This window comes from Streptococcus sp. FSL E2-3494, assembly GCF_038007085.1.
Classification (GTDB): Bacteria; Bacillota; Bacilli; order Lactobacillales; family Streptococcaceae; genus Streptococcus; species Streptococcus thermophilus.
Map to the genome: position 1 here is coordinate 14,294 of NZ_JBBOWN010000001.1, position 26,950 is coordinate 41,243.

At 37.0% G+C, this 26,950-nt stretch carries 22 protein-coding genes; 1 reads left to right on the top strand and 21 read right to left on the bottom strand.

Features of this window, described 5'->3' with window-relative positions; translation table 11 throughout:
* Positions 1-91 precede the first annotated feature (91 nt).
* The 20 genes from NST05_RS00070 to NST05_RS00165 form a co-directional block, all read right to left on the bottom strand.
* Positions 92-502 (bottom strand): hypothetical protein, encoded by a 411-nt coding sequence (locus NST05_RS00070; protein WP_003045947.1) that lies wholly within the window; start codon positions 500-502, stop codon positions 92-94.
* Between the two features lie 123 nt (positions 503-625).
* Complete coding sequence (locus NST05_RS00075) at positions 626-1,771, bottom strand: glycoside hydrolase family 3 protein (protein ID WP_081587250.1); 1,146 nt, start codon at positions 1,769-1,771, stop codon at positions 626-628.
* Positions 1,772-1,874: 103 nt separating this feature from the next.
* Positions 1,875-2,309: a single-stranded DNA-binding protein gene (locus NST05_RS00080; RefSeq protein WP_340742855.1), complete on the bottom strand. Its 435-nt coding sequence runs from the start codon at positions 2,307-2,309 to the stop codon at positions 1,875-1,877.
* A gap of 95 nt (positions 2,310-2,404) precedes the next feature.
* The gene (locus NST05_RS00085) at positions 2,405-6,676 is read right to left on the bottom strand and encodes an SspB-related isopeptide-forming adhesin (RefSeq protein ID WP_340742856.1); all 4,272 of its coding nucleotides are present in this window, start codon (positions 6,674-6,676) and stop codon (positions 2,405-2,407) included.
* Positions 6,677-6,706: 30 nt separating this feature from the next.
* Complete coding sequence (locus tag NST05_RS00090; RefSeq protein ID WP_003045938.1) at positions 6,707-7,489, bottom strand: LPXTG cell wall anchor domain-containing protein; 783 nt, start codon at positions 7,487-7,489, stop codon at positions 6,707-6,709.
* Between the two features lie 19 nt (positions 7,490-7,508).
* The gene (locus NST05_RS00095; protein ID WP_340742857.1) at positions 7,509-8,582 is read right to left on the bottom strand and encodes a hypothetical protein; all 1,074 of its coding nucleotides are present in this window, start codon (positions 8,580-8,582) and stop codon (positions 7,509-7,511) included.
* Positions 8,583-8,592: 10 nt separating this feature from the next.
* Positions 8,593-8,940 carry a TrbC/VirB2 family protein gene (locus NST05_RS00100; RefSeq protein ID WP_000791789.1) on the bottom strand — a complete coding sequence of 116 codons (348 nt, stop codon included), beginning with the start codon at positions 8,938-8,940 and terminating at the stop codon, positions 8,593-8,595.
* A 92-nt stretch (positions 8,941-9,032) separates the two neighbouring features.
* Positions 9,033-10,877, bottom strand: coding sequence for an ATP-dependent Clp protease ATP-binding subunit (locus NST05_RS00105; RefSeq protein WP_340742858.1), 1,845 nt, complete (start codon positions 10,875-10,877; stop codon positions 9,033-9,035).
* A 1-nt stretch (position 10,878) separates the two neighbouring features.
* Positions 10,879-12,627: a type IA DNA topoisomerase gene (locus NST05_RS00110; protein ID WP_003045929.1), complete on the bottom strand. Its 1,749-nt coding sequence runs from the start codon at positions 12,625-12,627 to the stop codon at positions 10,879-10,881.
* A gap of 181 nt (positions 12,628-12,808) precedes the next feature.
* Positions 12,809-12,997: a competence regulator inhibitor paratox gene (locus tag NST05_RS00115; RefSeq protein WP_003045927.1), complete on the bottom strand. Its 189-nt coding sequence runs from the start codon at positions 12,995-12,997 to the stop codon at positions 12,809-12,811.
* A gap of 142 nt (positions 12,998-13,139) precedes the next feature.
* The gene (locus NST05_RS00120; protein WP_003045926.1) at positions 13,140-18,269 is read right to left on the bottom strand and encodes a PBECR4 domain-containing protein; all 5,130 of its coding nucleotides are present in this window, start codon (positions 18,267-18,269) and stop codon (positions 13,140-13,142) included.
* Between the two features lie 18 nt (positions 18,270-18,287).
* Complete coding sequence (locus NST05_RS00125) at positions 18,288-18,545, bottom strand: hypothetical protein (protein WP_003045923.1); 258 nt, start codon at positions 18,543-18,545, stop codon at positions 18,288-18,290.
* A gap of 121 nt (positions 18,546-18,666) precedes the next feature.
* Positions 18,667-21,000, bottom strand: a complete 2,334-nt coding sequence (gene mobP2 / locus NST05_RS00130) for a MobP2 family relaxase (RefSeq protein WP_398577107.1) — start codon at positions 20,998-21,000, stop codon at positions 18,667-18,669.
* Between the two features lie 56 nt (positions 21,001-21,056).
* The gene (locus NST05_RS00135; protein ID WP_003045918.1) at positions 21,057-21,512 is read right to left on the bottom strand and encodes a hypothetical protein; all 456 of its coding nucleotides are present in this window, start codon (positions 21,510-21,512) and stop codon (positions 21,057-21,059) included.
* A 9-nt stretch (positions 21,513-21,521) separates the two neighbouring features.
* Positions 21,522-22,313: a DNA/RNA non-specific endonuclease gene (locus tag NST05_RS00140; RefSeq protein WP_003045916.1), complete on the bottom strand. Its 792-nt coding sequence runs from the start codon at positions 22,311-22,313 to the stop codon at positions 21,522-21,524.
* A complete protein-coding gene (locus NST05_RS00145; RefSeq protein WP_003045915.1) occupies positions 22,310-22,660 on the bottom strand; it encodes a hypothetical protein in 351 nt (116 codons plus the stop codon). Before NST05_RS00145 ends, NST05_RS00140 begins: the two co-directional genes overlap by 4 nt.
* Positions 22,653-22,985 (bottom strand): hypothetical protein, encoded by a 333-nt coding sequence (locus NST05_RS00150; RefSeq protein ID WP_003045913.1) that lies wholly within the window; start codon positions 22,983-22,985, stop codon positions 22,653-22,655. The genes NST05_RS00145 and NST05_RS00150 overlap by 8 nt, the downstream gene beginning before the upstream one ends.
* Before the next feature lie 429 nt (positions 22,986-23,414).
* The gene (locus NST05_RS00155; RefSeq protein ID WP_003045911.1) at positions 23,415-23,681 is read right to left on the bottom strand and encodes a hypothetical protein; all 267 of its coding nucleotides are present in this window, start codon (positions 23,679-23,681) and stop codon (positions 23,415-23,417) included.
* A gap of 121 nt (positions 23,682-23,802) precedes the next feature.
* Entirely contained in the window at positions 23,803-24,639 is an 837-nt protein-coding gene (locus NST05_RS00160; RefSeq protein ID WP_003045909.1) for a hypothetical protein, read from the bottom strand.
* Between the two features lie 26 nt (positions 24,640-24,665).
* A complete protein-coding gene (locus tag NST05_RS00165) occupies positions 24,666-25,670 on the bottom strand; it encodes a hypothetical protein (RefSeq protein ID WP_222357231.1) in 1,005 nt (334 codons plus the stop codon).
* Positions 25,671-25,748: 78 nt separating this feature from the next.
* Between NST05_RS00165 and NST05_RS00170 the strand changes: the two genes are divergently transcribed.
* Complete coding sequence (locus NST05_RS00170; RefSeq protein WP_003045905.1) at positions 25,749-26,705, top strand: hypothetical protein; 957 nt, start codon at positions 25,749-25,751, stop codon at positions 26,703-26,705.
* On the opposite strand, the gene NST05_RS00175 is transcribed toward NST05_RS00170, so the two are convergent.
* A complete protein-coding gene (locus NST05_RS00175; RefSeq protein ID WP_003045903.1) occupies positions 26,698-26,946 on the bottom strand; it encodes a hypothetical protein in 249 nt (82 codons plus the stop codon). The genes NST05_RS00170 and NST05_RS00175 overlap by 8 nt on opposite strands.
* Between the last annotated feature and the right edge of the window lie 4 nt (positions 26,947-26,950).

Consider the following 26,950-nt stretch of genomic DNA (forward strand, 5'->3'; position numbering starts at 1 on the left):
AGCCTTATGATATACTTAAATAGGCATAAAGCTCTAACCAAAAATAGCACGTGAACTAATCTCACGTGCTATTTTTGTCTATTAAATCATGTTATCGGATATAACGTTCTTTCCAGCTATTCAAAATAGCATTAAAATCAATTTGTTTTAAATCATACAAAAAATCACCTAAATGTTGAACTGCTTGATTACTATCGTTAGTTATCTCTAAATGCTCTCCAGAATCGTTAGAGCGCTCCAATCTTAAATCATTAAGTACTTGTCCAACAAATAAGTGAAATTTAGAAATACCAATATGATATCCACCATCAAATGTTAAATTCATTGAAATAAATTGATTGCCACTACCTAAAGTCTTCGATTCCACAAATGGATATTGAATATCACGCACACTCAGCTCATTCAGTGTTGTTAAAATGGACTCATGATTAGCTTGGATAATGGCGAAAATTTCACTTCTAAGAGCATCTACAGTTGAATTAATGATTGTTTGATCTGCCATATTTCACCTCTTTGTATATTATGTATTTATTATAATTATATCATACTGTCCCAGTATTTCAGTAAAACTACAATTCTTTTTTGACTTTTTTTAATAGTGACATAATATTGCCAAATATTCTCTTTATTTCTCTAGAGTTGATAACAATCCCAATTCATATTTCCATGATAGGATTCGTTTAACAGATTCATCAATCCGTTCTTCAGATAACTCACCTGAGGAAACTTTCTCTAGTAGGTATGGAATTTGCGTATGGTAAGAAGAACCTAGGATCAAATCATTTCCAGCTGAAATCACCTGATGAGCTGCTTCATCCTGATTAACAAAGTTAGCTAATCCTGCCATATCCAGATCATCTGTCATGATAACACCATTGAAGCCTAATTCTTTTCGCAGGATCTTATTGATTTTAGGTGAGATTGAAGATGGTACATTATCAAGCTTAGATAAGATATTATGTGAAACTAGAACACTATCTGCGCCAGCAGAAATCCCAGCTTCAAACGGTAAGAAGTCCGATTGGCGCAATGCCTCCAAAGAACGGTCATCTCGAATGATGGCTGTATGGCTATCCCCATTATTTCCGTAACCTGGGAAGTGCTTTAGGGTGGAACCAACCTGATTTTTATCAAGTTCTTGAACAACAGATTTGACATACTTAGCGGTTGTTTTGGCGTCTTCTCCAATTGTCCGGTTATAAATAAAAGCTGATGAATCCGTTGCTACATCCGCAACTGGGAATAAACCAGCATTGATTCCAACTGATTTTAGTGTCTCTGCTTTCGTTTTAGTGTCAGCAACAACAGCCTCAAGCCCTCCACTTTGATACAGAGACATTGGCGACTGGAAAGGAGCGTTTAGGATAGAACTGATACGTGTTACTGTTCCCCCTTCTTCATCAGATCCAATTAACAGTGGAATTTCAGCAGCTGACTGGTAACTATCCGTTAGCGCCTTAATACCTTCCAGTGATTGCCCCTCAAAATCCTTACCAAATAAAATGTACCCCCCTAAGTGATAGGTCTGAATATCCTCTATTTGGTTGCCATAAGGTACTCTTGCCCAAAATAGCTGACCTATTTTTTCTTCTAAAGTCATAGCTGCTAATAAATTCTGAACGACCTTAGTTTTTTGATTTTCTTTATTGTTTTTAGTTGTTATCACATTCTTTTCTGTTCGTCTTTCTGATGTTACTTTATTCTGATGGTTCGCAAATATCAGTCCACCTATTATAAACAGGAAGAATACATAAACAACAATAGGTTTCAATCTTCTTCTCATAACAAATCCATTATATCATGTATCTGGCCACAAAAACACACTTACAAAAAATAAAGCACTCAAGGTGAGTCCTTGAATGCTTTACCATTATTTAAAAGGGTTCATCTGCATCCATTGGTTCTGGATGAGCCGACGTTGGTTGAGGTGCTACCTGAGAAGTATTAAAGTTTCCTTGCTTACGTCTTTGAGCCGCTTCTTTACCTTCTAAGAAAGTAATGCCATTCTGCTGATTTGGAGCAATGTATTGATAGCTGCGACGTTGTCCTTGTTCAGTCGTATAAGGACGCTGAACAATTTCTCCGTTAACTAAAATTGGAGAACCTTTTGATAAGCTTTGTGCCATAACTTCAGCCTGTTTACCATAAACTTGCACGTGGAAGAAACTCGTCAACGGTTTTCCATCATTCCCCTTTAAGCTAGAATCACAGGCAAAATCAAACTTAAAGCTGACATGCCCATTAGCTGTTCTACCAACTGCATCAGATGGAATATCTGACACTCGCCCTTGTGCAATAAATGCTTGCATGTTATTAACCTCCTTGATAATAAAAGGCCACAAGTGTATAACGTATTCTTCTTGTGGCCAATTTTTGTTATATACGAGCTTTTCAGTTACCTGAATTAGTTTTCTTTACGTTTACGAACGCCTGCCAAACTTAATCCAGAAAGCAGGAATCCACCTAATACTGTAAGAATGCTACTTGCTTCACCAGTTGAAGGAAGACTAGCTTGTTTAACTGGTGTATTTGGAGCTGGTGGAGTTGGTTTTGGTGGCTCTGGAGTGTGAGTTGTGACTTTTGCAGTCATCTCTTTGCCATTCACAATATTTACAAAAGTATTTTCAACGTCACCTGCTGCAATACGTTCTACTTCTAGGTAGAAGTCTGCATCGAAGGTTCCCTCTACACCAAGTGAACGGAGAAATTCCTCATCAATGCTGTATGCCCATTCACCTTTTTTATCGTCCCAAGTTACTGTTACAATCTTCTTGATAAAATCGTTATTAGTATCTTGGTCAAATTCAAAGGTAAAGGCATACTTAGAACCAGATTTGATAGTATCACCAGCTTTAACAAGTGTCCCATCTTCAAGCGTTACATCATAGGTTAGTACGAGGTCTTCTTTAGCTGTATATTCAGTTCCTTTGATAATACCTTTCCAATTACCAGTATAGCGGTCATGTGCAATGTCAAGCTTATCTTTACCATCATATTGCCACAACGTATCATGTTTCACTGGAACAGTTACACCATCAAGAAGATAACGAATGTACTCACCAATTTGAACCGTTTGATCATCTAAGATAATGTTATCATCTTTTTGATCCAAAGCGTGTTTTTCTGGGGTCACATCTGGTACTTCAACAGTAACAAGATTAGACTGATAGCTGTTTCCAAAATCAATTTGGTAGAAGTCATTTTCAACTACTTCTCCTTCTGGAACAAGTAAACGTGCTGGAAGATCAATTGTGACGTTCTTAGCTTGTTTAACATAGTTTGCGTAGAAGCTAGCTGGATCTTTAGCTACCCAGAGATAGAACTCTCCAACTGGAGAAAGATTAGCATTGTCCAAGATAGCTTGGATAGCTTCTGTACGAGCTTCATCTGAAAGAACATGATACATGGTAAATAAGTCTTTAACATCTGTACCATCTGTAGCTGTTGCAGTAATACCATCTTCATTTACAGTAAAGGCACCATCTTGAACATCATCCATAATCGCAAAGCCCTTAGCAATCGCAAGAGTTGAGGCTGTTACTTTCGTGTATGGGCTGTAGTCTGTAGTCAAATGGAAGTTAACGTTACGGTCAAATGTTTTCGCACCATTAATGTCTGCACCAGAGTTATCAGTAATTGATTTAACTGGATCTGGAGTTGGTGGGGTATAAGTCGTTACTGTATTTGAAAAGGCCTCATAATCATTCTTGAACACTTTATAAGTGTTATCATAGAATGCTTTATCGTAGATAGGAACCCATTTAATCGTTGGTGCCTCAAGTTTTTTACCTTGGTAAACAGCTGTGTAAGTGTAAGTTTCTTGAATTTCATCGTAGTTGACTGTCCAACCTTTTGCCTGAGCATCAGCTTCATTTTCAGCAACAACTGGTGTAGCACCTGCTTCCAAAGGATCCACAATAGTGATAGTATCTCCAACTTTGATATTAGCATAGATATTATCGTGGTCTAGAGTATAAACTTGCGGAGTATTTTTAGCAACTGTTGCACCATCTGTATTTTTCTTATCAGTGTCCGTAACAGTCTTAGTCACCGTCGGTTTATAGGACAATTTGTAATCATGATAAGCAACGGATACTTGTTGATTTTTAGTATCAGCTAGTTTGGTTAATTCAAGAGTCGGTTTCTCAGGATTTTTAGCTTTAACCAATTCAGCTGAAACTGGATCAGGGGAAACAGGGTCAACCGTTGTCTTAACAATGGAAACGTTAACTGGTTTAACCTCAGAAGGTTTAACTGTTGTTTTAATTAGTGAAGCACTAATTGGTTTAACTTCAGTTGGTTTGACCGTAGTTTTGGTCAATCGAGCACTTGTTGGTGTTTCAACAACTGGTGCTACCACACGAGTATTAATCGCAAACCAGTAAGTTTGACCTGCTGGATCAGCTGGCCCATCCCATTGCACAAATTCAGTCGTAAAGCTTGAACCTTGAGTGAAGACACCAATCGCAGCTCCTTTGTATTGGTAAGCGGAATCTGTTGTGTCCCAGTTAAGTCCTGTTTCTTCTTGACGGTTATAGTTGTCAGAATATGCAAATTGGTCACCATGAACGCTAACCGTTGAACCGTTAATTTCAACCATTGAACTTCCATCACCTGTTGCACGTGCCCCCTCACGACCAATTGGGTTATTATTAAGTGATGAATAAGTTAAAGTAATAGGTGTGTCTTGTGAGGCTGAGTACACAACTTCTTTTCCATTTACAGTGTAGTAATAAGAATCTGTAACAAGGAAATTCATATAATCTGAATAACTGCCTGTACCATTGTTACGTGCTACAATGAAACCTTCCGTTGGATCGTTTGGAATATAAACATCATTTAAGCCTGTAGCTCCAGTATTTACCAGTTGGAAAGTACGGTGGATACGTGAAATATCATGCTTTTGACCATCAGTTGTCGTAACAGTTAAACCTTTAAGATTAGTGTAATCAATTTCTGTTGTCCAACCTTTGTCAACATTCGCATACTTGAAAACTCCAGTTGAGTCAAGAATACGTCCATATCCAGAACTTCCTGTTGTAGAGCCAATATCACGAGTACCTACAATTTGAGAACCAGCAGCAGAAGAGCCATGTGTTGCCTGTGGGTTTGATGCTGATAAATCTAGTGCTTGAAGAACAACTTGTTTTGTATAGCCTTCTGTGCCTGTTTTAGATTGTAGTTCATCATATTTTTTCTGCCAATCTGCTTGTTTCTGTTTTGCTTGATCATAAGCAGATTTATTTTGAGAAGTAATTTTTTCTGCTTCTTCTGCTGAAGAAACTTCTTTTGATGAAGTCGTTACGACAACCCCAGCACCTTTAAGCTCATTAACTTTAGCTTCGGCATCCGCATTTGTGGTATCACTAGCTTTTTTAGTTTTATTATACGCTTCTAAAATAGCATTATCTGAAGTGACTTGCTTTTCTGCTAAAGCAACGGCATCTGCATTTTGCTTACGGATAGATTCAGCTTCTTCTGCTGAAGAGACTTCTTTTTCAGCAGTTGTTACACTAACGCCTTTACCTTGAAGTTCTTTAGCCTTAGTATCGGCATCCGCATTTGTAGCATCACTGGCTTTTTTAGTTTTGTCATGCGCTGCTAAGACGGCGTTGTTTGAAGCTACCTGGTTACCTGCTGAAGTTGCTGCTGCTTCATTTTGTTTACGTAGTGTTTCAGCCTCTTCAGCTGAAGAAACTACTGTTGTAGTTACATTTACTGTAACACCTTTTTCTTTAAGATCTGTAACTTTGCTATCAGCATCCGCATTTGTAGCATCACTGGCTTTTTTAGTTTTGTCATGTGCTGCTAAGATGGCAGTGTTTAGGGTAATTTGTTTTTCAGCTGAAGCAATCGTTGCTTCATTTTGTTTACGTAGTGTTTCTACTTCTGCAACCGAAGTAACAACTTTTTCAGTTGTAGTTACTGTAACACCTTTATCTTTAAGAGCATTAGCAGCTGATTCTACTGCTTGATTTAATGTTTTAGCTTCTGCAACTGTCGCATCATAAGTGGCTTTGTTTAATTCGTAAGTTTTAACACTTTCTTGGTTACCTTTTAAGGTTTTCTTAGCCACTTCAGTAGCCTGTTTATTTTTGGCAGCTGAACCATCTGTGGCTGTTGAACCATCTGTTGTAACAGTTACCGTAGTGTCTTTTTCATGCTTACCTTTTGCATCTTCTACAAAATCATTATTTGCATCGATAGCACCTTGTGCTTCACTATATGCCGCATTATTGTCAGCTTGTGTTTGTGTAGCTACTTTAATCTCTTTAACTTGCTTTTCTTGATCTGACTTAATATCAGCCTTAGAAGCGTCCAAATCAGTGCTATTTGTATCTGTACCTTGATCAACGGTTGCTTCTTTTGTGACCGCTACTCCTGTTTCTGTAGCAGTTTCTACAGCTGCTTCAACAGTGCTATTATCAATAGCTACTGGTTGAGTTCCAGTTGACGTGTTTGCTTGTGCTGCATAAGCATTATTATCATTAGTGCTTTCTGGTTGTGTAACAACTGTTGTTGCTTCAGATTCAGTCACTGGCGAAGTCACTTCATCAGCTAAAACTGCACCTGATGAGAAGGCTACTGCCCCTGCTAGAGCAATTCCTGATACAAGACCTTTTGCCCATTTTTTCTTACGGAAGTAACCATGTCCTTTAGTATTGTTTGTTGTCATTTTATTTTCTCCTATTTCCGTTTTAATTTATTAAACTAATTTCTTTTTGAAAAGAAATCCTACCAAGCCCAGCAAACCAGTACCAACGACCGCTAAGAAGCTTGCTGCTTCACCTGTTTCAGGAAGTGTCGCTTTCGTACCATCTGCTTTAGTTACGGTGATTGTTTTATCAGTATTAGTCACTGCTCCAATCGCTTCAGGGGCAACAGTAGAGCCATCACTAAGAACAACTTGACCATTTTGTGTGCTAACAATTGAGGCACCTGTGTTAGTTTGTACTGGGGCATCAGGCGTAACATTTTGCACGACCTGACCAGTGGAAGTTGAAACAGTTCCTACTTGAGAAACTCCTTGTTGGTTGGCTTGCTCTGTTGTCTTTGGTTGTTCTGATGGCACATCTAGGTTCTCTCCTGCATTGTCCTTACCTTGTTCACCTGAAGGAGCTGGTTGTTCTCCTTGACTTGGATCAGTAACTTCCAAGTTATCACCTGCGCTATCCTTTCCTTGAGGCGCTGGTTCTGGAACATCTACGTTATCGCCTGCATTATCTTTACCTTGTTCATCTGAAGGTGGAGTCACTTCAGTTGATGGAGTTGTGGGATCAACTGGTGTTGTTTGTTCTGTTGTTGTAACATCTACTGGCACAGTTGTATCTGTTGTAACTGCTGGAGTAGAAGGTTCTACTGGAGTTACAACTTCCGTTGAAGGCGCTGATGGATCAACTGGTGTTACTTCATCAGCTGATACAAATCCAGCTTGAGCTAACGCAAGTGTTGATAAGGCAAGTGCTGATAATAATTGTTTCTTTTTCATGTTTTTTTATTCCTTTTCTTTATTTGATATAGTCTGCTTCTTTAGGTTCAGTTGTCACAACAAAACCATATTTTGCAGAATCAGATTTTTTAGCAGTAAAACTTAAACGAATACTTCTAGCTTTATCACCTTCTTTAACTGATAGAACGTAAGTCGGCTGATATTCTTTAGTTTCTGGTTCATAGGTCAGTTGTTCAAGAATAACTGACTGTAAAGTTCCTTCTTTGGGAACAGTATATTTGGCATCTCCATCAGAAAGAAATTCCTCAAGATTTTCTTTCTTACCAGAATAATAATTTGGTAAGAAATAACGACTGAACACATCAATCTGATGTTCTTCATTAATGACATTCTGAGTATTCTTCAGTTCTTGATAAAGATAAGTAACTTGCTCATTTTGCTTAGTTAGTTGCGTATATGCAATAACAGATGAAACGATTCCTCCAATAGCTAAAGTTGCTAAAAGCCCCATCAGCAAGTAAACCTTTTTCAGAGATTTCTGATCAGCAACATTTACTACTGCTTTTGGAGTAGCACCAACATTAATATTAGGTACTTGTTGATGTTGAGTAAAGGGAGCCAACACTTGCTCTCCTTCTTCTGGGAAAAGGGGTAAGGCTGATTCCTGAATTCCTAAACTTGCTTTATAAGCTGGGTAAATTTGATTAACAAAATACTCACGCTTTTCTTGATAAGTATAGTTTTGGAAATCTGAACCTGTCATAATAGATTGAATCAGCGGTAAGAGTAAATTCTGATACCGTTGATCAATGATAAATGGACTGGCAAAGACTTCTCCTTCTGAGATAGCCTCTTTACCCTCCAAATGACAGATAGCCACTTTTTTCAATTCCATGTGCCCATAAGCATCTTTTAGCGCTTGAAATAGCAATTCTGCTTGATAAAAGGTCACATAAGGCAATGATTCTTCAATTGTATGATCAAAGTCCAGGTACTGTTGATCCAGCCCATCAATAATGCCAAGCAACTCACTATCATCTTCTGGAGATTTCCCTTCTTCCCAAGTTACCTCAAGAAATAGATCATCTGTTACTAAGCATTTATTGCTTTTCTTAAAAGGGATAAATGCCATAGCAACCACCTTAACCTTTCACAAAGTTAAAGCCCCATTCAACAATACTTGGACCAGCAGAAACAGCAATAATTGCCACTGCGATTGCTACCCAGTGTTTTTTGATTGCAGCTTTAACTTCACGACCACCGAAACCGTAGATTAAACCAGTGACAACAACGGCTAATCCCAAAGTTACAATACCAATTCCTTGAACTTTAGAAATACCTTGTTGAGCTAGTGCATCTGTTTTGGCAAAAGGATCATCCGCATAGACGGTATTCGTCAGGACTCCTGATAAAAAGAGCGATAAACTAAGCAAATACCCTTTGCTTTTAGTCCTCACTTCACTGATAAAATTTGTTAACTTGTTCTTCATAGAAGACCTCCTTTATTTTATTGACATTATTAGTGTAAGGGATAATGAAAATTCCTGCGTTAAGCGGACAAGTCATGGGAAAAAAGTTTTTTTCAGCTGAAAAGAGCATCAACTTCTTCTCCAATTTCTCCTTCAACATCTAGCTGAATTTGTCTCAAATCTTTTCGATGTTGGCTATCTGGTGCCTCTCCCTCAACCCATAGATGAATATTGTAGGTTTGCCTACTTTTATCTAAAGAAAGACTTTTAGCTGAAATAGGGGCTAAAACTTTTCTTTTAATCAAACGCTCTAAGGGACGTGCGCCATTTTTTACATCGGTTCCAACATCAGATAAATACTGAATTAAACTAGGCTCATATGAGAGTGTCATATTTTGACGCCTCATTCTATCTTCAATTTCAGACAAGTTTTTTTCTGCTATCTTTTCAATAATTTCTCGTTCCAAAAGATTGAAGATAAGCTTATTTTCAATACGATTAAGGAACTCTGGTCTAAACTCAGTTTCAAGTTCACTAATCATTGACTTCTCAAATTGTTGCCTATCACGTTCTGTTAAATGCTGGAAACTCCCCTTCAACTCCCATTTATTGATAATCTTTTTGGCTCCAATATTAGTGGTCATTATGACAATAGTATTTTTGAAGCTAATCAAACGTCCTGAACTATCTGTTAAACGACCATCATCTAGCACCTGAAGAAAAAGATCCAGAACTTCACCATCAGCCTTTTCAACCTCATCTAGTAATACAACGCAATAAGGCTTTTGTTTTACAGCCTGTGTCAGCTGCCCTTTTGTTTTCGTTGCACGATTACCAATCAGTTTAGCTGCATCTTCTTTCTCTTTGAACTCAGACATATCAAAACGAATCATAGCATTTTCATCATCAAAGAGCGCTTCAGCTAAAGCCTTTGATAACTCTGTTTTACCAACACCTGTTGGGCCCAGGAACATGAATGACGAAATCGGTTTATTCTCATCTTGCAATCCAGCTTGAGCAATAGTGACAGCATCCACAATAGCATCAATAGCATCCTCTTGCCCCTTGACACGATTCATTAATTTTTCCTTCAGACCATCTAAGCGTTCCTGATCACCTTTTAATATTGTAGTGACAGGAATACCAGTTTTATCCTTCAAGACCTGGGCAATATCCTCTTCTGTAATACTGTCTTTTCCTTCAGCTGAAGCAATGGTTGCTGCTTCATCAATCAAATCAAAAGCTTTGTCTGGCAGAAAGTGATCTGTTAGATAACGAACAGATAAACGTACAGCTTGTTTCACAGCTTCAGAAGAAATTTGAATCCCATGAAATTTCTCATAAATTATTTTGGCCTGATCAATAATGGATATGGCTTGTGGAATGGTGGGCTCTTCTACCATGACTGGTTGCATCCGACGTTCCAAGGCTCTATCAGTCTCTACATAGTCATGAAACTCATCTAAGGTAGTCGCACCAATAAGCTGAATATCCCCACGTGCTAAAACTGGTTTAATCACATTTCCTGCATCGAGGGCTTGACCATCTTGGCTACCTGCACCAACGATAGTATGAAATTCATCTACAAAGAGAAGATTACGGCCACGTGTCGCAACCATCTCTTCAATAATCTTCTTAAACTTGGCAATAAAGCCACCATCTTCTTCACTCATCAAGCTAGAGAGTTCCAGAGAGCGAACTGTTAACCTTTTTAAAGGTTCAGGAACTTGACCACGCATAATAGCAAGCGTTAGGCCTTCCACAATAGCTGTTTTCCCAACTCCAGCTTCTCCTACCAAGATAGGATTATTTTTAGTTCGTCTGAGAAGAGAGATAATGACCGCTTTTACTTCCTTATCACGGCCATAAACTTGGTAATCATCTGATTTTTTAGCAACCTTAGCTGACAAATTATCAGTGTATTTATCAAGATAGGGGGTCTTCAATTCATCGTCCACTTCAATCACTCCTTTCCTTTGCAGCAGCAACCTGGTTCACCAACTTTTCTTTTATGGCATCGACAAACTCACGTGGGTTAATCTTACCCTCACCAATTTGAGAGAGAAACAACTCCCATCCTCCTGTCGTTTCAGGACTAGCAAATTCATTATCATAAAGGTAATGAATCAAGAGATAGGCTTTATTTGTTGGGAATAGCTGACCTGTCTTTTTATCTTTGGTCACATAACCTCTATCCTGAATTGTTTTTAGCATAGCAGCTCTGGTTGCTTGCGTGCCTAATCCATACTTCGGCAAAATCTCACTAATCAGTTGACTCTCAGTAATTCTCTTAGGAGGCTTAGTCACTCCTTCTACAATGATTGTTTTAGTTTCAATCTGATCTCCTACGCGGTAATCAGGTAGCTCAACATCTGCTTTTAATTTTTGCTGACTATAAGCGACCCACCCCAAGTCAATCATTTGTCGTCCAGTCGTTTTGAAAACTAATTCTTGATTTTCCACTTCAACTGTTGTCGTTAAATAACGACAATCTGCCGCAAACATCAGAAGAGTTCTGCGAACAACTGCTTCATAGATTAACCGCTCATCTGGCTTCAAAGTCACTAGATTAGGAATGTTTTCAGTTGGTATAAGAGCGTAGTGGCTTGTTTTATCCAATTTTTCTGGATTAACATAATCTTCCCTAGGATTTAAATTTACTGCCTCAAAAGAGCAATTAACAACCTCTTGATAGCTCTTCAAATAGTTTTTCAAGTAGTCAAACTCATCTTCCGTGATAAAGCGAGTATCGGTTCTAGGATAGGACAGATATTTTTTTAGATAGAGACCTTCAATCAAACTTTCTGTTTTAGAAGAATCAAATCCCCACTGTTTAGCCGCTATCCCCTGAATATCCGATAAATTAAATAATGAGGGTGCTGCCTCCTGATTTTCTTCTGTTTCAACTGAAGAAATGGTAGAGACAGATTGAAGTTGTCTTGAAGTTGATAAGACAATATCACTATCAGAATATTTCTCTTTATTTGAAAAAGTAATTCCTAAATCTTTGTCCTCTAAACGAAGCTTCCAATATGTTTCTGGTCTGAAGTTTTGAATAGCCAATTCATTCTCACAGATTAAACGTACTCCTGGTGTTTGAACACGGCCAACGGATAAGCTATTGCCTTTTCCTTTAGGAAGTCTCCCTTTATTTTGTAATTCTAAGGTGACTAAAGGCGATAGGTTCATCCCGACCAACCAATCTGATTGTGCACGTGCCTCGGCCTCTAGATAGTAGTTATAAGTCTCTAGCGGTTCCCTTAGATTTTGAAAGGCTTTTTGTAGTGCTCTTGTTGTCAATGAATTGACCCATAAGCGTTTGGTGACTTTTTTCTTTCCATCAGGAATATGAGACAGAATTGAGTAAGCAATCCGCTCTCCTTCACGGTCTGAATCCGTACCTATAATGACTTGATCAGCTGATGTCACTTCCTGGTAAATCTGTTTGAAGATATCTTTAGAAGTTTTATCTTGTTTCAAGGTTTGCTTAAAAGAAACGTCAATCAGGGGCAATTTTGTTAAATCCCAATTATCTTCTGGTAATCCGTATTCAAATAAATGCCCTTCAGCAGCAATAATGTGAACTTCATCTGAAAAATAAGGGGTTTGTTTAACAATGTGTACTTTACCTTTTTTACTAGCCGAACCAAGGCTTTCCGCATACGCAGCAGCTTGATTTTCTTTTTCAGCTAGAATAACTGTTACCATATTTTCTCTCCTTTCCTGTAGTAATTTCATCATAAGGGATAATGGCAATTCTTGCATTAAGCGGACAAAGTATCGGATAGGTATGCCAACTCAAAAAAAGTTATATAACTTTTTGTGCCATTTTATGTACAATAAAAGGTACTCTCAGATGAGAGTACCTTACAAATGTGAGATACCAGAATTATTCAGACTCAGAAAGCTCAGACAGAACTTCAGATAAGGATTCTACTGTTACAACTTCCCACGGTCTCACAGGTTCATTTGGTAAAACATAATCAAAAATCTTCCCTTCTTTTCTGACCACACTAACCTCATCCCCTTTAACATAACCATTATCTACAGCCTGCTTCAATTCATCATAATGTAACATACTTTCCACCTCCTTACTTAATTATTCGTAAAGAAATTTTTAAATACAGCAGGAAATTTCAAAATTGTTAAACACAGCACAAAAATACCCTCAGCAATTGCTAAGGGTATCTGATACATAGGGAATCTTTTCCCTGATTAGATTACCGACTAGGCCCTTTGGTTGGAGCTTTAGGAAAATTTGGCGCTTGTCCTCTATTTTTTCCTACTTGATGTGGTTTGGTATGAGATTCAACTTTCTTCAACATTTTAGAAACAGTTTTATGAACTCGTTTCAACGAATCAGCTAGTTGTTTATCATCTAAAGCTTTGAGATTATTTGTCCAACCTGCCATATAGTCAATAGCTTTTTCAGAAGTATCTAGCCCAAAATGTTTTGAAAGCAGATGACTTGTCATCTCAGCTTCTAGTTCTTTTTGATCTAAAGGAACATTTTCTTTATACTGCTCGGTCATTTTAGGATTATGCAGCGTTGCATGGGCTAACTCATGTATGGTAGTTGCAATTTTTTCTCCAGGTGTGTTATCTGGATTGATTAAAATAATCTGTTCATCTGGGAAAAAGGCACCTTTGGCATTTCCTAAAACATGAGCTTCATCTTTCATCATCTTAACACCAATACTATCAGCATAGTCACACAAGCCCTCAAGTACCTCTTTAGTCTTAACTTTATCCACGTTGAAGTTATAGTGACGGTTTGGCATTGCTTTAGGATAACTTTCTGGTTTAAGTGTAGTTTGTGATAGTTCAAAAACCTTGTAAGTGGTAAAACGAGGATACCCTGTTTTCGGATCCCTTTCTTGGAATTGACGTACAGGAAGTTTGCCCTCTTTCACAAGAACTTTTTCTTGTGGCGTAGCATCAGACAATTTTTTGTACTTTGGATTGCCTTTATCATTTTTTAGCTGTTGGCCATGTTCATCTAGAACTGGAATCATCTTAGCCATAACTGGCCTAAAAAGCGTAATTTTAGACTTCTCGCCTGTTTTAACTGACAGTCCTTGGTGTACAATTTCTTTCGTTTCACCAGTCCTCTTGTTGGTGTACGTCGCTTTTGTCTGGATAACATCGTCTGGTTTAATACCTAAAGTTTCTCCCATAGCTTGCCACTGATCATAGGTTGCAACAGCATTAGCACCGTTCCACTGCTCATGAATTAAGGCAACGTTTCTAGGAGATAGCTGTGGGAATTTACTCATGAAATCCATATACTCCATTAAATCTTCAGGTGACTGTGTGTATTCACGAATTTTTTGGAAAGCATGTTCACTGATTTCAAAAGCGGATGCGCTGGTATAATCAAATGGTTCATCAGATGTCACAGGATGCTCCTGCTCATTTTCTCTGACTGGATTTTTAACTGATTCTTCAGCCATAATCTCTTCAAGCCTTTGAGCTAAACTAACTTTCATTTCTTGATTAGGAGATTGGAAATGTTCTCTAGGATTATTTGTTTCATCTAAAAGAATGTCTGGCATCTTTAAATTCTGCTCATTAGCTTCAGTTGCAATTTCCTGATTCACTTCTTGCTTTTCCAGCTGAGAAAGAATCTTTTCGTCGATGGCTGCTAACTCAGGCTGTCCTTCTAAACGACGATAGCCTAGCCCCAACAAGCGTGAGATAGGTTCCGTTTCATCACCAATATCATAGCGGATATTATCTTTGATTAGTATGCCTCCAGGAGCATACACGTCAAATTTAACTTTAGTAAACGGTACATAATCTGCTTGATTTCCTGTTGCCAAACTTTCTTGATGACTGTCGTATAAGGCTCTATTCTGCTTGTAAAGCTCTTCAGCAAATGTTTGATACTCTACAAGCTCTGTTTCCTTAAATGGAATCTGAGGGCCATCTGGCCATATTTCAGACCATTGAAGACGTACATGGTAAGTTTCATTATAGATACGGTCTTGATGCCACTCTTGATAGAAATGTGACGATTTATCAACTAGCTCTTGCTGGTCAGCTGCTGCAATCACAGCAGTAAAGTTTCCATCATGACCATCAGAAAGTTCATAGTAATGCTCCCATGCAGCTTTTGACTCTTCAGGTAGTTCTGTTCCCAGTTGTCTAGGATCTCCTGCATTATATGCAGCATCTAGCACCTGTGTGAAAAGTTCAGCTGAGATAGTATCGCTTTGAACAATTTCTTGACTCGGTTCAAGAGCCTCTTCATATTGCTTATTTTCTAAAATTGATAACATTTCTTGACCACCATCTTTGACAAACTCTTCATTGATTGACAGTTGATCAATTTGCCCATTTCTTTCTCTATAAACACCCAAAATAATGTTTTCGTCAGCTGATTGTGCTAACTGATTTTTTAATCCTGTACGTAGCTTCATCAAACTAGCTGGAAAAGTAGTATTATCAACAGTCCTAAGTGCCAAAATAATATCTTCATCCCCAGATTTAATGGCTTTATCCAAATCTAAAGAATGAAGTTTTGGAACTTCAGACAGATCACCAAAATAAAATGAATCTGATTCTACAATTGCTGGCAATTCAGGCAAGACTTTTAACTTATCAAACGCTGCACCTTTATTTGCTAAGAGAATTGTGTCAAAAGCACCATTACCATTAGCAAAATCTTCCAATGTTTGCTCTGCTGACTGACCTTCCTTATATGGAAAAACTCCTGTTAAGTGCTGAAATTTATCTTTATCAAATAACACTTGAAGTGTCTGTATAGAATCATTTTGTTGATAAAAGTAGTATATTTTACTATCTGCTAATTCATTCAGATACCAATTCGCAGCTTGTTGTAGCGTAGGAGCATAACGATTCAATTTCACTAAATCCTTGTTACTAATAACATGATAATGGCGCTTATTAATTGACTGACCATCCTCATTTATGCTAAAATGTAATAAAGGCTGAGGCTGAGTTTGGCTTGGTGACAAGTCATTCAAAGGTTGCGATACGTTCGCTTCAGGTAGAGGTGCTGCCTCCTGATTTTCAGGAAAATCCCCGATTGTACCCTCAGCATTTTTTTGTTGTCCAAAAATACTATCCGTCTCTTGAACATTATCAAGGGACTTTTCTTTTTGTTCTAAAACAACTGAAGATAAGGAATCAGCATCCTGATGAGCAATATAGCTGATTAAATCAAACTTATCACTACTCAATAATTGTTTTAATTGAGAACTATCTACCTCTTCATTGATCATACGATCAATAAGACCATCTACCTGTTCCTGGCTAAGCTGTATGCCTGCAATAGAGACGGAATAGGTACCAGGTATCTCGTTAAAATCTGTATGACCTAGCTCGTTTGCCATCATTTCTAAATCTGTATGATTAAAGAGGTCATTAAAATCTAACGTATCAATCTGTTCTTGATTATTGTAGAGCTTTACTTCTATTCCAGAATCTTGATTACTTTCTACAGAAACTGTACTGAACGAAATATCAGAATCAATTTGTTTAGCATACTCTAAATATTCTTCTGGAATGACTCTATTCAAACGTTCAGATAGTGGTGCAAATTCATATCCTACATCGTAAATACATTCTTTGACCAAGGTATTCCCTTGTTCGTCTCTAATCGCAAACCAAGTCCCCTCGGAATGATCAAAGTGCATCCTGGGATAAAGACCATCTTCTGATTTTCGTTTATAATCCTCATTATTAGCCACATACAAATCTTTAACGAAAGAAACATACGGTACAATGTCACCTGATGAATATTTTTCTGCAATCGTTGGGTTATTTGAAGTCTCAAACACAATATCAAGCCCAATACTTTGGTTCATTCTAGGGTCTTTTTGATTGCCTGCAAGATTGTACTTCCCAATAATTGTCTCTAGTTCCTTATCATAGTGAGTAAGAACCTTATCCCAAACACTAGGGAGTTCTGCCTGTAATTTTTCCAAAAACTCAACTTGTTCTACTTCTGAAAACTCTTGATTAGATAGATAGTCACGAATGCCGTTCTCATCTAACGCATGCCCTTCAAGAGAGAGATAGCCTGTTGCCCCATCGTTGATCGACTCTTCAACGTAGAGCTTGGCACCAGCAATTTGATACTGTTCCTCTCCAAGATTATGATGGAATTCTTCTAGAACAGCATCGTCAACTTCAAGACTCTTCAGTTCTTCATCGTGCCATAAATAAAATCCCGTATCGTCTTTGGTGATATCTAAAATGAGGTCATTAACCTGTTCTCGGTAATCAACCATAGGCCGTTCAGAGATAGTTTCGCTATTTTTAACTTCCTCAACCCACGCTTTTAATCTCTTGAGAGTATCATTCCAGTCTGCCTTTTCGCCTGGAATACGTTCAGGAGGCAAGGCTTCTATGACAACAGCCCCCTTTTCACGCAGTGAACTGATAAAGTTTCGTCCTCCTTCATCGTTATCTACTGCAAGAGTGATCCAGTTTGCATGTTTTCCATCTGTAAAGAAATTATTATCAATAGCTGTCTGTAATCCTTCTGCTAATTGATCATGAGTCCAACGCAGCGGACGACCTGAAATATCTGCCTGAAGCTGTGCTAAATGCCTTCCTACCACAGATTCTTTCAAGCCGTCCATCGATACTAATCTGACATCTTGTAGTTTTTCTCTATTCAACTCATAGTAAGACATCAAATCAATAGCACTTTCTGCAAAGATAAGGCGATTAGGTTGCCCAATGTCAACGTGCATACCAGTAATACCATCTGAATTTCTGACAATATTCTTAGCATATCCACGTTCTGGCCATTTCTCCCAATTTTCTTCAATACCTTGCAGCGTAGCCCCTACAATTTCACCTGAGAAATCAAATGACTTAAAAACAACTACTGGCTCAATACTGCCATTAACCTTAGCATTAGCTTGGGCAAGGACTCCCTTTTCTAAGAAAAAATCAATCGTTTCATCAGAAAGGCCACGTTGTTCTTTTAGATAGTTTCTGGCAGCTTCAAATGGCTGCTCATAAGGCTGCAAATAGTAGGTAAACGGCTCTTGTACTCGTTCTACATGAGTAAATTCTTTAAAGGTACCATCATTGAGAAAGTCAATTGCTTGATTAAAGTTGACTTCTTTCATAGTTTGAACTAGAGCAATAACATCACCACCTTGATGACGTGAAAACCAATTCCACATGTTTTTTTCAGGTGAAATCACCATAGAGTCGTGCTCTTTCCAGCGATAATCTCGGCCTGATTGAACCAATTCCATGCTAAGTTCATTAGCAACGTCTAAAATATCACGAGATCTGGCATGCTCTACTCTCTCACGACGGCTTTTCCCACGTGGAGATTGTTGTTGTGTATGTTCTTCTGCCATAAAAACTCCTTTCATTCACTAAAAACACTCATATGTCGGCTGATATGGTGCTATTTCAGGAACAACAAAAATTTCTTTTGGTAATTGAACTAGCTCTCCAACCGAAAAATTTTCAAACTGCTCTGCATTATCTTGAAAATCAAGTTCTAATTCTAGATCACCATTTTTTCCTTGTCCGGAAAAAAGAATTTTCTTTTGAGTATCATCAATGGCCCTAACCAACCACTCAGCTTCAAAATCAAATTCCTCTTCTGAGACACCTGGGAAATGTAACATTGTCTTCACCTCCTTTTCTACAGTTACTTTTAGTGTAAGAGATAATGGATTTTCTTACATTAAGCGGACAACTCACAGGATTTTTCAGCAAAAAAGCCATTGATAGCTTATCAATGACTTATTAGCGTTGAGCTTGTCTGCGTTCCTCTTGCTCCTCACGTTCATCGCTTCGTGCACGTTCCATCAGTGCTTTTTTACTTGCTTGTTGTGACCGTTTAAGAGAAGCTGTTAGTTGTTTCATAAAGTCGGTATTGATTCTACCACTTCCCTGTGACTGTTGCATTTGAGCTTTTTTGATGACTTTACGCTCTTGTAATTGCTTAGAAACAGCTTGAGTAATCTGACTTTGATTCTCTTCATTTGGTTGTAATTTGGCATATAAACGCTTTAACTCTTTAAAACCTTGTGCATTAGCGATTTTTATCTCTTTGATAGCTGATTCATCAGATAATTGATTCATCTGTTGATTTCTCGTGTTGATTTGATATTTCAACTGAAAAATAGAGATGTGAGTTTGAAGTTCCTCAACATAAGCCTCTTTTGAGGTTGTCACCCCTTTCAGAAGCGTTAAAATCCCATCATCTTGAAGTTGATTGACAAACCCTATCTCAGATCTCAGCTGCCTAATAGGGAGCTGTATCGTGCCCGCAGTAGCTTTATTGATAGGTAATGCAACACTATCCTCAAATTGACCTTTTAACCGCTGCTTAAGAAACTGCTCCTCTTCAGATAACTTATAGTTAGGAGTGAGTTGTAACTGTATAGCCTGCAACTCCTGAGTTATTGATTGTTTCTTGAAATCCACAAATGGTTGATCAGAAGCTAGTGGCTGGATCTGTTCAAGTAGTTTTTGACGAACTTGCAGCTCCTTCTGACTAGCTTCTAACATACTGAGTTTCAGCGCATAACGATAAGTACCTAATTCACGACGTTCTTTCTCTGTAGGGTTAGGCTTTAACTTAGCAGCATCCACCAACTCTTTTAATTCATTTGATGACAATAAGGATAAGTCTTTTAGTGTCAAGGTTTTCATCTGAATATTTTCTGTTAGCTGGCTAATGTCATAAACATAATCTAGGACAAACTCTGGCTGACCAATTCCCTTACCATCCGTATCGTAAGCTTCATAGACTGGCTTTATAATTTCAAGTGGTTGTTCTCTAGGTTTCACAAAATAACCTAACTTCTGCCAAGCTTTCTGACTTTTTACTACACTTGCTTTAGGTAGTTGTTCCAAAATTTTTTTCTGATTCAAAACAGAAAAGTCCTTCAAATTTTTTTCCAGCTGAACGTCCTGAATTTGTGGCGCTGCCTCTCTGAACGATCGTAAGATATTATTAGCTAAACGCTCCCTTAAATCCATCACACGACGTGCTAAATGATGTTCTAAATCATATCCTTTGGATTCAGCCAATGTCCGAATTGTTTGTCCATCAACCTTTCGGATTTTTTCATAGACTTGATTTTTTTCAGCCGAATAGACCCCAGCGTAGGTCTTTAGCAATTCCCTAGTCTCTTGAAGAAATTCTTGATAGGCAACACTCCCCTCATTTTGCAAATAGGAATCTAAATAACGATCAAGAAAAAACTTACTAACCGCAAAATCTCTGGCATTAGATCCATAACGCCACCTCTTGTTTAGCGGCAAGTGATTATAGGCCTGTTCCAAAAAATTTTTTTCAGCTGAAGAGGTGATTTTGTCTTCCTGGTAAACTGAAGTCATTAAGTCAGTTTTTAAGTTAGCAAGAACCTGCTCTTTTCTGATAAGGTTTGATCGTGTTTCTTCTTTCAGAAGTCCATGATAGATACCACTCTTAAAACGGTTGATTGTTTTCTGGGAAAAATTTCCTTTGTACTCCATACGTCCACGAGGCCGATAGAAAATTTTGTCACGATTAGATTCAACCTCAGACAGTCCAAAATGAATATGAATATTATCTGTATTCAGATGAATATTCCCCCACCAAAAAGCAGAATCAGAAAGCCCCTCTTTTTGGATAAGTGTTGGCATCATGTCACGCATAACTGCCTTAATTGCCTTTTGATCCACTTGACCAGTAGCCACATCATACAGACCTTGTTCCGCTAGAAAAGCATTATCAAATGAAATAACACCCTGCCAAAGTAGAGATCCATTTTGATAGGCTGTTTCCAGTTGATTTTTTAACTCTGTTAACCGCTGCTTTTGAAGGTAGTCTGCTTCTTGAGTAAAGACCGCAGTCAATTCTTCAGACTGTTCTTCTGTAGCATAGGAGCGATTCATATAATCAATGTATTCTCTAAAATTCAACTGTGTTTCAGGGACAGCTTCTTGAATACGAATCATCTCATCTTCAGTCAATCCTTCTATCATTTGTCGGCTCGTTTCTAAAGATAACTCATCATCAATTTTGACAGCTTCATCACGATTAGTATAATCCACATATTGAGCATTTGCTTCTGTATATTGGATCATAAATGTGATGCCAGGACTTTTTTGTTCACTCACCACTGTCTCCTTTCATTTATTGATTAGTGAGAATGTTTAATCGTTTGTCCTCGACTAACATCTTCTTTGATAAGATCTTCAATACGTGCAATTAGTTCATTTTGTTGTGGATCAAAGTGGGAATGAATAGACTCTAAATCTTGAATATCAAAATCATTTCCTTTTGTGATAGCATGGAAATTAGTTAATTCCAAATAGAGCAATTGATCCATCTGATGCCTAATTGATTTTAAGAGTTTTTGTTCATCCGAAGAGCCCAAATTTTTTTCCAGCCGAGACAGTCTTTCGGAAAATGGTTGTCTTTCTCCTGTTTCCAAAAAGAGTTTATGAAAGGCATGAATCACTTTAACTACTGTCGCTGAGTTGTTAGGACTTTGACGATTCAGACTTCCTCCCATTTCTTCTTCTAAATAACTTTTGATTTCAGTAAACTTCTGTAATGTCTCTTCGTTAAAATAGACGTTGATTCTTCTAGTCATTGCTTCTCCTTACTCTGATTTTTTTGAAGTTCCTGTCAGATAGTTAATATCATATCCTGATTGAACATTAAAGATATAAATATCAAACGACACTGTTTCATCTTCTACACTCTGTGCTTCCATACGAATACCACGAGCAACTAATTCTACATTTTTGAATAGTGGTGTAATCCGATAACGAACATGATGCCCTGTTTCCTTGATATAGGTAGCGACCATATTTTCGTAATAAACCATAGATGATTTTTCATCATCAAAGTTTGCATTAAGGGCACGTGTTCCTGTAAATAGATTTTTTACATTAGCATTCTCACCACTTAGTTGAAATCCAATCAAGTGTGACCGATTATACAAATAATCTTGTTTTCCATTAAACAGGATTTTTTTATTCTTCCATCCAGTCGGTTTTACTGATGAAATATCTTCACGTTCATTTGTTGGCATCAACTCTTGGCCCAACATTGCTTCAGCAACACCAACACGATTCAAGAAATCTAGGTTACTGTATTTTACCCATGAACCATTTTCTAGACTCAACTCTTCATCAGTAAATTGTGCTTTATCATTCACTACAATAACCTGATGTTTCCCATCAAACACCTTACCTTTCAATTCTTCATTTTGTGTCTGATGAGCATTGCCTAAATCACCATTTTTTTCTTCAGGTGAATCTGCAATATTTAACTGACTAGCCAGATCATTTTGAGTAAATGCACTTTTGAGAGATTGAAAATTTTGTGGCTGCACTAGCAATATGACAATAAATAAAATACTGACTAATAAGAATTTGTTCTTTTTCATGAGCGCCCTCCTGCCTCTCTTTCAGCAGCAAGCGCATCAACATCATCCATAAATCGCAACCAGTCTGTTGTCAACTCTTCAACAATTTCTTGATTAGCACTGTAAGCTAATAACTTGATTTCATTTTTTAGTAACAGTTCCAATATCTGTGACTGTTGTTTTTTAATATCTGCCAGAGTTTCCGCAAACTTATTATCATATAAATCCAGTCCTCTATTTTCGACAATCCGTTGCAGTTGAGCAAGCATGAATTCATTAAAAGACGGATACTCATATTCTTCCGAAATCATATGTAACTGAGTAAATACTTTTTCAGGAACGTTACGGATAATAAAATTTTTAGTCACTACTTTCTACCTCTCCTTCATACTCAAGCCATCTCGAAATATGATCTGCATAGCGAGCCATTTTCGTTTCAAAGTCAGATAATAGATTTGTCTGTTTTTGAGTCAATACTAAAACATGATCTGATGTCAATTTCATATTTTCTAAATACGAAAGATAGTTCGATTCAACTAAATTGAATTGACCTTTTTCAATTTTTTCACGACACATGGCTAGTAAAAATTCATTAAATGATTTTGCTTTAGTTTCTCTTGCAAGAGCTTTTAAGTAATCTATCTCTTGAATAGATAGCCCTCGAATTTTTAATTCTGTTTTTTTCGATACCATACAGTTATGCTACTCTCCTTTCAAAAATAAAGCGCCCTTCTTTTTTCTTTTGACGAGGCAAAAGCTAAAAGAAGCAAAAAAGAAAACCTCGACCTCGCAACGTCACGAACCAAACTGGTTCTACTTTTGCGGTTTTTCCACACACAAACGCACACTACTGCGGCTAATGCCTTCTAGGGTGTGTTGTGTTAGAAAAGAGCATAAGGGAAACTGATATCACGTGCCGTGATATGTTGATAGTATCAACGTTTCCTGTGTCCCCAATTTTCTCGGCTACGCCTACTTACACACACATAGGTTACACACCTAAACACAATGTATCTTCCAATATACACACTTAGACACACCGTAACAGCCACAAACACACACAGTATTCAACTGTCAAAATGTGGTAACTATTCAGCTGGAAAGGTAGTAAGTTAAACTATTTTATTCTCCTTCTTCTCGCTCTTTTTTAGCAGCCTCACGTCTTGCTTTTTCATCTTCTTTAATAATTGCAAGCTCTGTTTTTAAATCATCAAGAATTGATTCATAGGACTGATTCTTGTCCTTTTTCAATTGAATCTGAACGTAAAATTTACCAATTTGTTTTTGAAGATTTTCTTCCACAAGCTTCCGTTCATTTTCTAAAGAAGCAACTTTTTTCTTTGCTTCCTCTAGTTCCAAATCAATTTTAGTAAGATCTTTTTTTGCCATTTAATAGCCTCCTTCATTTTGATAATTTTAGTATAAGGGATAACAAAATTTCTTGCGTTAAGCGGACAAATCACAGGAAATACAAAAACTCCCTAATATCAAAATTAGGGAGCTCCATATGTTAAACTTTCTTCAGTACGCTTAATTCACCTGTTACAGTAAAAGCTGCTTTTCGGCTGAGTTTAAGTTTAATTAGCTTATGATAAAAGTCTGATTTTCCTTCCAAACTTCCAAAAGGATGAACTGTAAAAATTGGATAATAGATGGTATCATCATCTATAAAAGTACGTTCAGTTTCTTTTTCAAATGGAACTGCTTTATAGCTAATACCTGTTAACACTTCTCTATTCAAAAAGCTCAATTCTACTACTTCTTGATAAGCTGGTTTAACAGCATTTTTGTTAATTCTTTTCATCCGTTTATTAGCATCTTTTTCATCTGCATCAACATCATCCATAAATCGCAACCAGTCTGTTGTTTTTCGGATTCCTAAATAGTCTTTGTTAATAACATTTTTGAAGAGATAGTGATTAAACAATATTGGTAGAATAAACTTAGCAAGAAGCATAATAACAAGACTGATTGACCAAAAAGTAAGCAAGCGATCAACCATAGATTCTGATAACGTATGCTGACTAACATACTGTATTCCTAACTCAAAAAATAGCAATAATACTAAAGAATAAAATGCAGACTTCATTCTTCTAAACGCTTGTAAAAGAAAGGAATAAAATAAACTTCCCACACCACTTGCTAAGAAAAAAAGCACTAAAATATCCAATGTAATTTTTCGTACTTCCTGAGGTATGTAGTAAGTCAACACACCTGCAAAAGCAGCTGAGAATAGATAAAACTGGCTTTTAGAGATAAAACCAACGAGCCAATTTAAGCCACAAATAAGAGATAATTTAAGACCAATTTTGTTTAATGATTTCCATTTTTGAACGAAGTTTTTCATAAGATTTTTCCTCTTTTCTTTTTTTATTATTTCATTTCGACAGTTTCAATTGGGTTTGAAAATTCAAAGGTTCCATCTTTAACTGCTGTTTCTTTTTTCTCAAGACTAACAATCTTAGCCTGAACTTTTTCAATATTTTGAGTTGCAGTCTCAATAGATCTATTCTTAGTTTCTATATTACTTTCGATAGTCGCAACATCTTTTTGATTAGATTCTAAGTCATCACCAGAGAGATATTCTGCCTCTTTGAGTAAACCATTTTTCCGAGATTCATCATCCTCGATAGAGGCTTTCAGTTGCTCTATTGAGTTATTTAATTTCTCAATCTGTCCTTCCTGAAAATCCTTTTCTTCTATGATTTCTGATAAAGCAAATTCTTCACGAGAAACACTTTTAATTATCTCTTTTTTCAGTTTACTATTTTGAGTTGTCACATAAAATTGAACAACATTATCATCGTCATCATCTTCTTGATTAACAGTTTTTTCCTGCTCATCTGAAGGAGTAGAAACATCAATATCAATATCGCTTGTAGCAACTGTCTTATTAGTAATATCAATCGCATAAGCCCCAAAATTTTCTGGAACATTTCGGATAATAACAGAGATTTTATTATCTACAATTGGCACGATTTCCATAATGGTATCAGCTGTCTTATTCTGTGCGTATAGATTCCATTTAAGACGTTTGGTATCAATACCTCGATCAACTGGAGAGGTGGAATCCTTAGTTTCAAATTGAAGAACAATAATGCCTGTTTCAGGAGAATAACTTTGACTAGATAGTCTAATTTCTCCTGTACCATTCTCAAATGTTCGCTTTGTTTTGAGTTGCTCATCTGTATAAGTTTGTCTTTGTGGGGAGTAGATAGCTCCCAACAATAAACTAACCCATGCTGTAAACAGCATGGAAAAAATAACCAATTTACGCTTAATCACATTGTCTTGAAACCATCTTTTGATTGTTATAAATGGTTTAGCAATTACACTAGATTTTATTTTTTCAATCCAGCACTTAATCGTATCTATCATAAGTGACACGTCCTTTCTGATTTTAGATAATAAATGTTAAAATAAAGATAAGAAATTATCATTGAGAGGTATAAATATATGAGTTTTCCATCTGCTTATAGCCTTGAGTTAAAAACTGATTTATCTGCTAAGGAGGCCTACGATTTTTCTCGTACTCCAGTTGGGTCATCTCATCGTTTGACTGATGCCAAACAGTTTCAATGTGGTGAAAAATGTTCCTTCAAATTGACCTTAGCAAACTTCAACAATCCAGACTTTAACAAAACACCTTATTTTACTCCTGGAGCACGTAATCAAAAACATGATTCTAATTATTGTCAACGCATGATTGAACATTACCATCAAAGAGAACAAGAGGTAACAACAGAAAACCACGGTTCGTTTTCTCGTGAGAAAAACAAACTCATTATCGATCTAGATCTTGTTAAAGGGTCACTAGCTATTGTCACTAAGCCTAGACAAAAGAATGAAAATACCCCTTCATCTGAAACAAGTGATACTGAGGTTGCACATCGACACTCTCATTCATCTTCTACCGCTGATACCAAAACTTTTCGGAGTCATATCAAACAACTTACTGCCCTTATACGCTATTTTTTAGAATACCAATCAGGCGAAAAATTCACATTTTACTCTAAAAATAAACAAGAAATTCAACTGGAAAGGTACTTCGTCAATCTAGCAGAAGCTACCAAAAGAGGAATTAACTTGGAGGATGTTCACATCTACTATGATACCGCCACAGTAGATTATCATTTGGATAAAGATAACCCTGATAATAGTTATTTTTTAATTAGATTTCATCATGTCTGCTCAATTGATAACGTCAATAACCGTCCAACAATAATCATCAATGAAACCAAGTCTCAACATCATGGAGTAGGTTATAAGATAAAGATATTAAAACGTGCAGCTAAAGATGGTGAGCCTTTAAAAGTGTTCTTTTTTGGAAGTTTTATAAAACATCCAAACAGAAAATTTATAAACCCAAACGTTAGCCCAATTGATATTTTAGATTATCTTGTCTTTAGCTAGTTGCAATAAGAAAATCATCTAACTCCTCTATAGAAAACTCTATTATTTTATATGAAGCTATAAATTCAAAGACTGATTGCATATGTGCTTCAGTCTTATTTTTGGCTTCCTCATAGGATAAAAAGGGTTTAGCTTGTTTTATTTCATCTGTCCACCCAATACTTCCATCTTCCCTAGGAATAAGCCAAACAGTTTGAAAAATACTGACTTCCGCCAAAACCAAATAATATTTTTGTTCCATTTTG

Excerpts from the sequence above, each read along its gene's own strand:
- NST05_RS00085 (WP_340742856.1), bottom strand. The coding sequence starts at position 6,676 with ATGACAACAAACAATACTAAAGGACATGGTTACTTCCGTAAGAAAAAA.
- NST05_RS00095 (WP_340742857.1), bottom strand. The coding sequence starts at position 8,582 with ATGGCATTTATCCCTTTTAAGAAAAGCAATAAATGCTTAGTAACAGAT.
- NST05_RS00170 (WP_003045905.1), top strand. The coding sequence starts at position 25,749 with ATGAGTTTTCCATCTGCTTATAGCCTTGAGTTAAAAACTGATTTATCT.
- NST05_RS00070 (WP_003045947.1), bottom strand. The coding sequence starts at position 502 with ATGGCAGATCAAACAATCATTAATTCAACTGTAGATGCTCTTAGAAGT.
- NST05_RS00110 (WP_003045929.1), bottom strand. The coding sequence starts at position 12,627 with ATGGTAACAGTTATTCTAGCTGAAAAAGAAAATCAAGCTGCTGCGTAT.
- NST05_RS00115 (WP_003045927.1), bottom strand. The coding sequence starts at position 12,997 with ATGTTACATTATGATGAATTGAAGCAGGCTGTAGATAATGGTTATGTT.
- mobP2 (WP_398577107.1), bottom strand. The coding sequence starts at position 21,000 with ATGATCCAATATACAGAAGCAAATGCTCAATATGTGGATTATACTAAT.
- NST05_RS00125 (WP_003045923.1), bottom strand. The coding sequence starts at position 18,545 with ATGTTACATTTCCCAGGTGTCTCAGAAGAGGAATTTGATTTTGAAGCT.
- NST05_RS00165 (WP_222357231.1), bottom strand. The coding sequence starts at position 25,670 with ATGATAGATACGATTAAGTGCTGGATTGAAAAAATAAAATCTAGTGTA.
- NST05_RS00150 (WP_003045913.1), bottom strand. The coding sequence starts at position 22,985 with ATGGTATCGAAAAAAACAGAATTAAAAATTCGAGGGCTATCTATTCAA.
- NST05_RS00175 (WP_003045903.1), bottom strand. The coding sequence starts at position 26,946 with ATGGAACAAAAATATTATTTGGTTTTGGCGGAAGTCAGTATTTTTCAA.
- NST05_RS00100 (WP_000791789.1), bottom strand. The coding sequence starts at position 8,940 with ATGAAGAACAAGTTAACAAATTTTATCAGTGAAGTGAGGACTAAAAGC.
- NST05_RS00090 (WP_003045938.1), bottom strand. The coding sequence starts at position 7,489 with ATGAAAAAGAAACAATTATTATCAGCACTTGCCTTATCAACACTTGCG.
- NST05_RS00140 (WP_003045916.1), bottom strand. The coding sequence starts at position 22,313 with ATGAAAAAGAACAAATTCTTATTAGTCAGTATTTTATTTATTGTCATA.
- NST05_RS00155 (WP_003045911.1), bottom strand. The coding sequence starts at position 23,681 with ATGGCAAAAAAAGATCTTACTAAAATTGATTTGGAACTAGAGGAAGCA.
- NST05_RS00160 (WP_003045909.1), bottom strand. The coding sequence starts at position 24,639 with ATGAAAAACTTCGTTCAAAAATGGAAATCATTAAACAAAATTGGTCTT.
- NST05_RS00120 (WP_003045926.1), bottom strand. The coding sequence starts at position 18,269 with ATGGCAGAAGAACATACACAACAACAATCTCCACGTGGGAAAAGCCGT.
- NST05_RS00135 (WP_003045918.1), bottom strand. The coding sequence starts at position 21,512 with ATGACTAGAAGAATCAACGTCTATTTTAACGAAGAGACATTACAGAAG.
- NST05_RS00080 (WP_340742855.1), bottom strand. The coding sequence starts at position 2,309 with ATGCAAGCATTTATTGCACAAGGGCGAGTGTCAGATATTCCATCTGAT.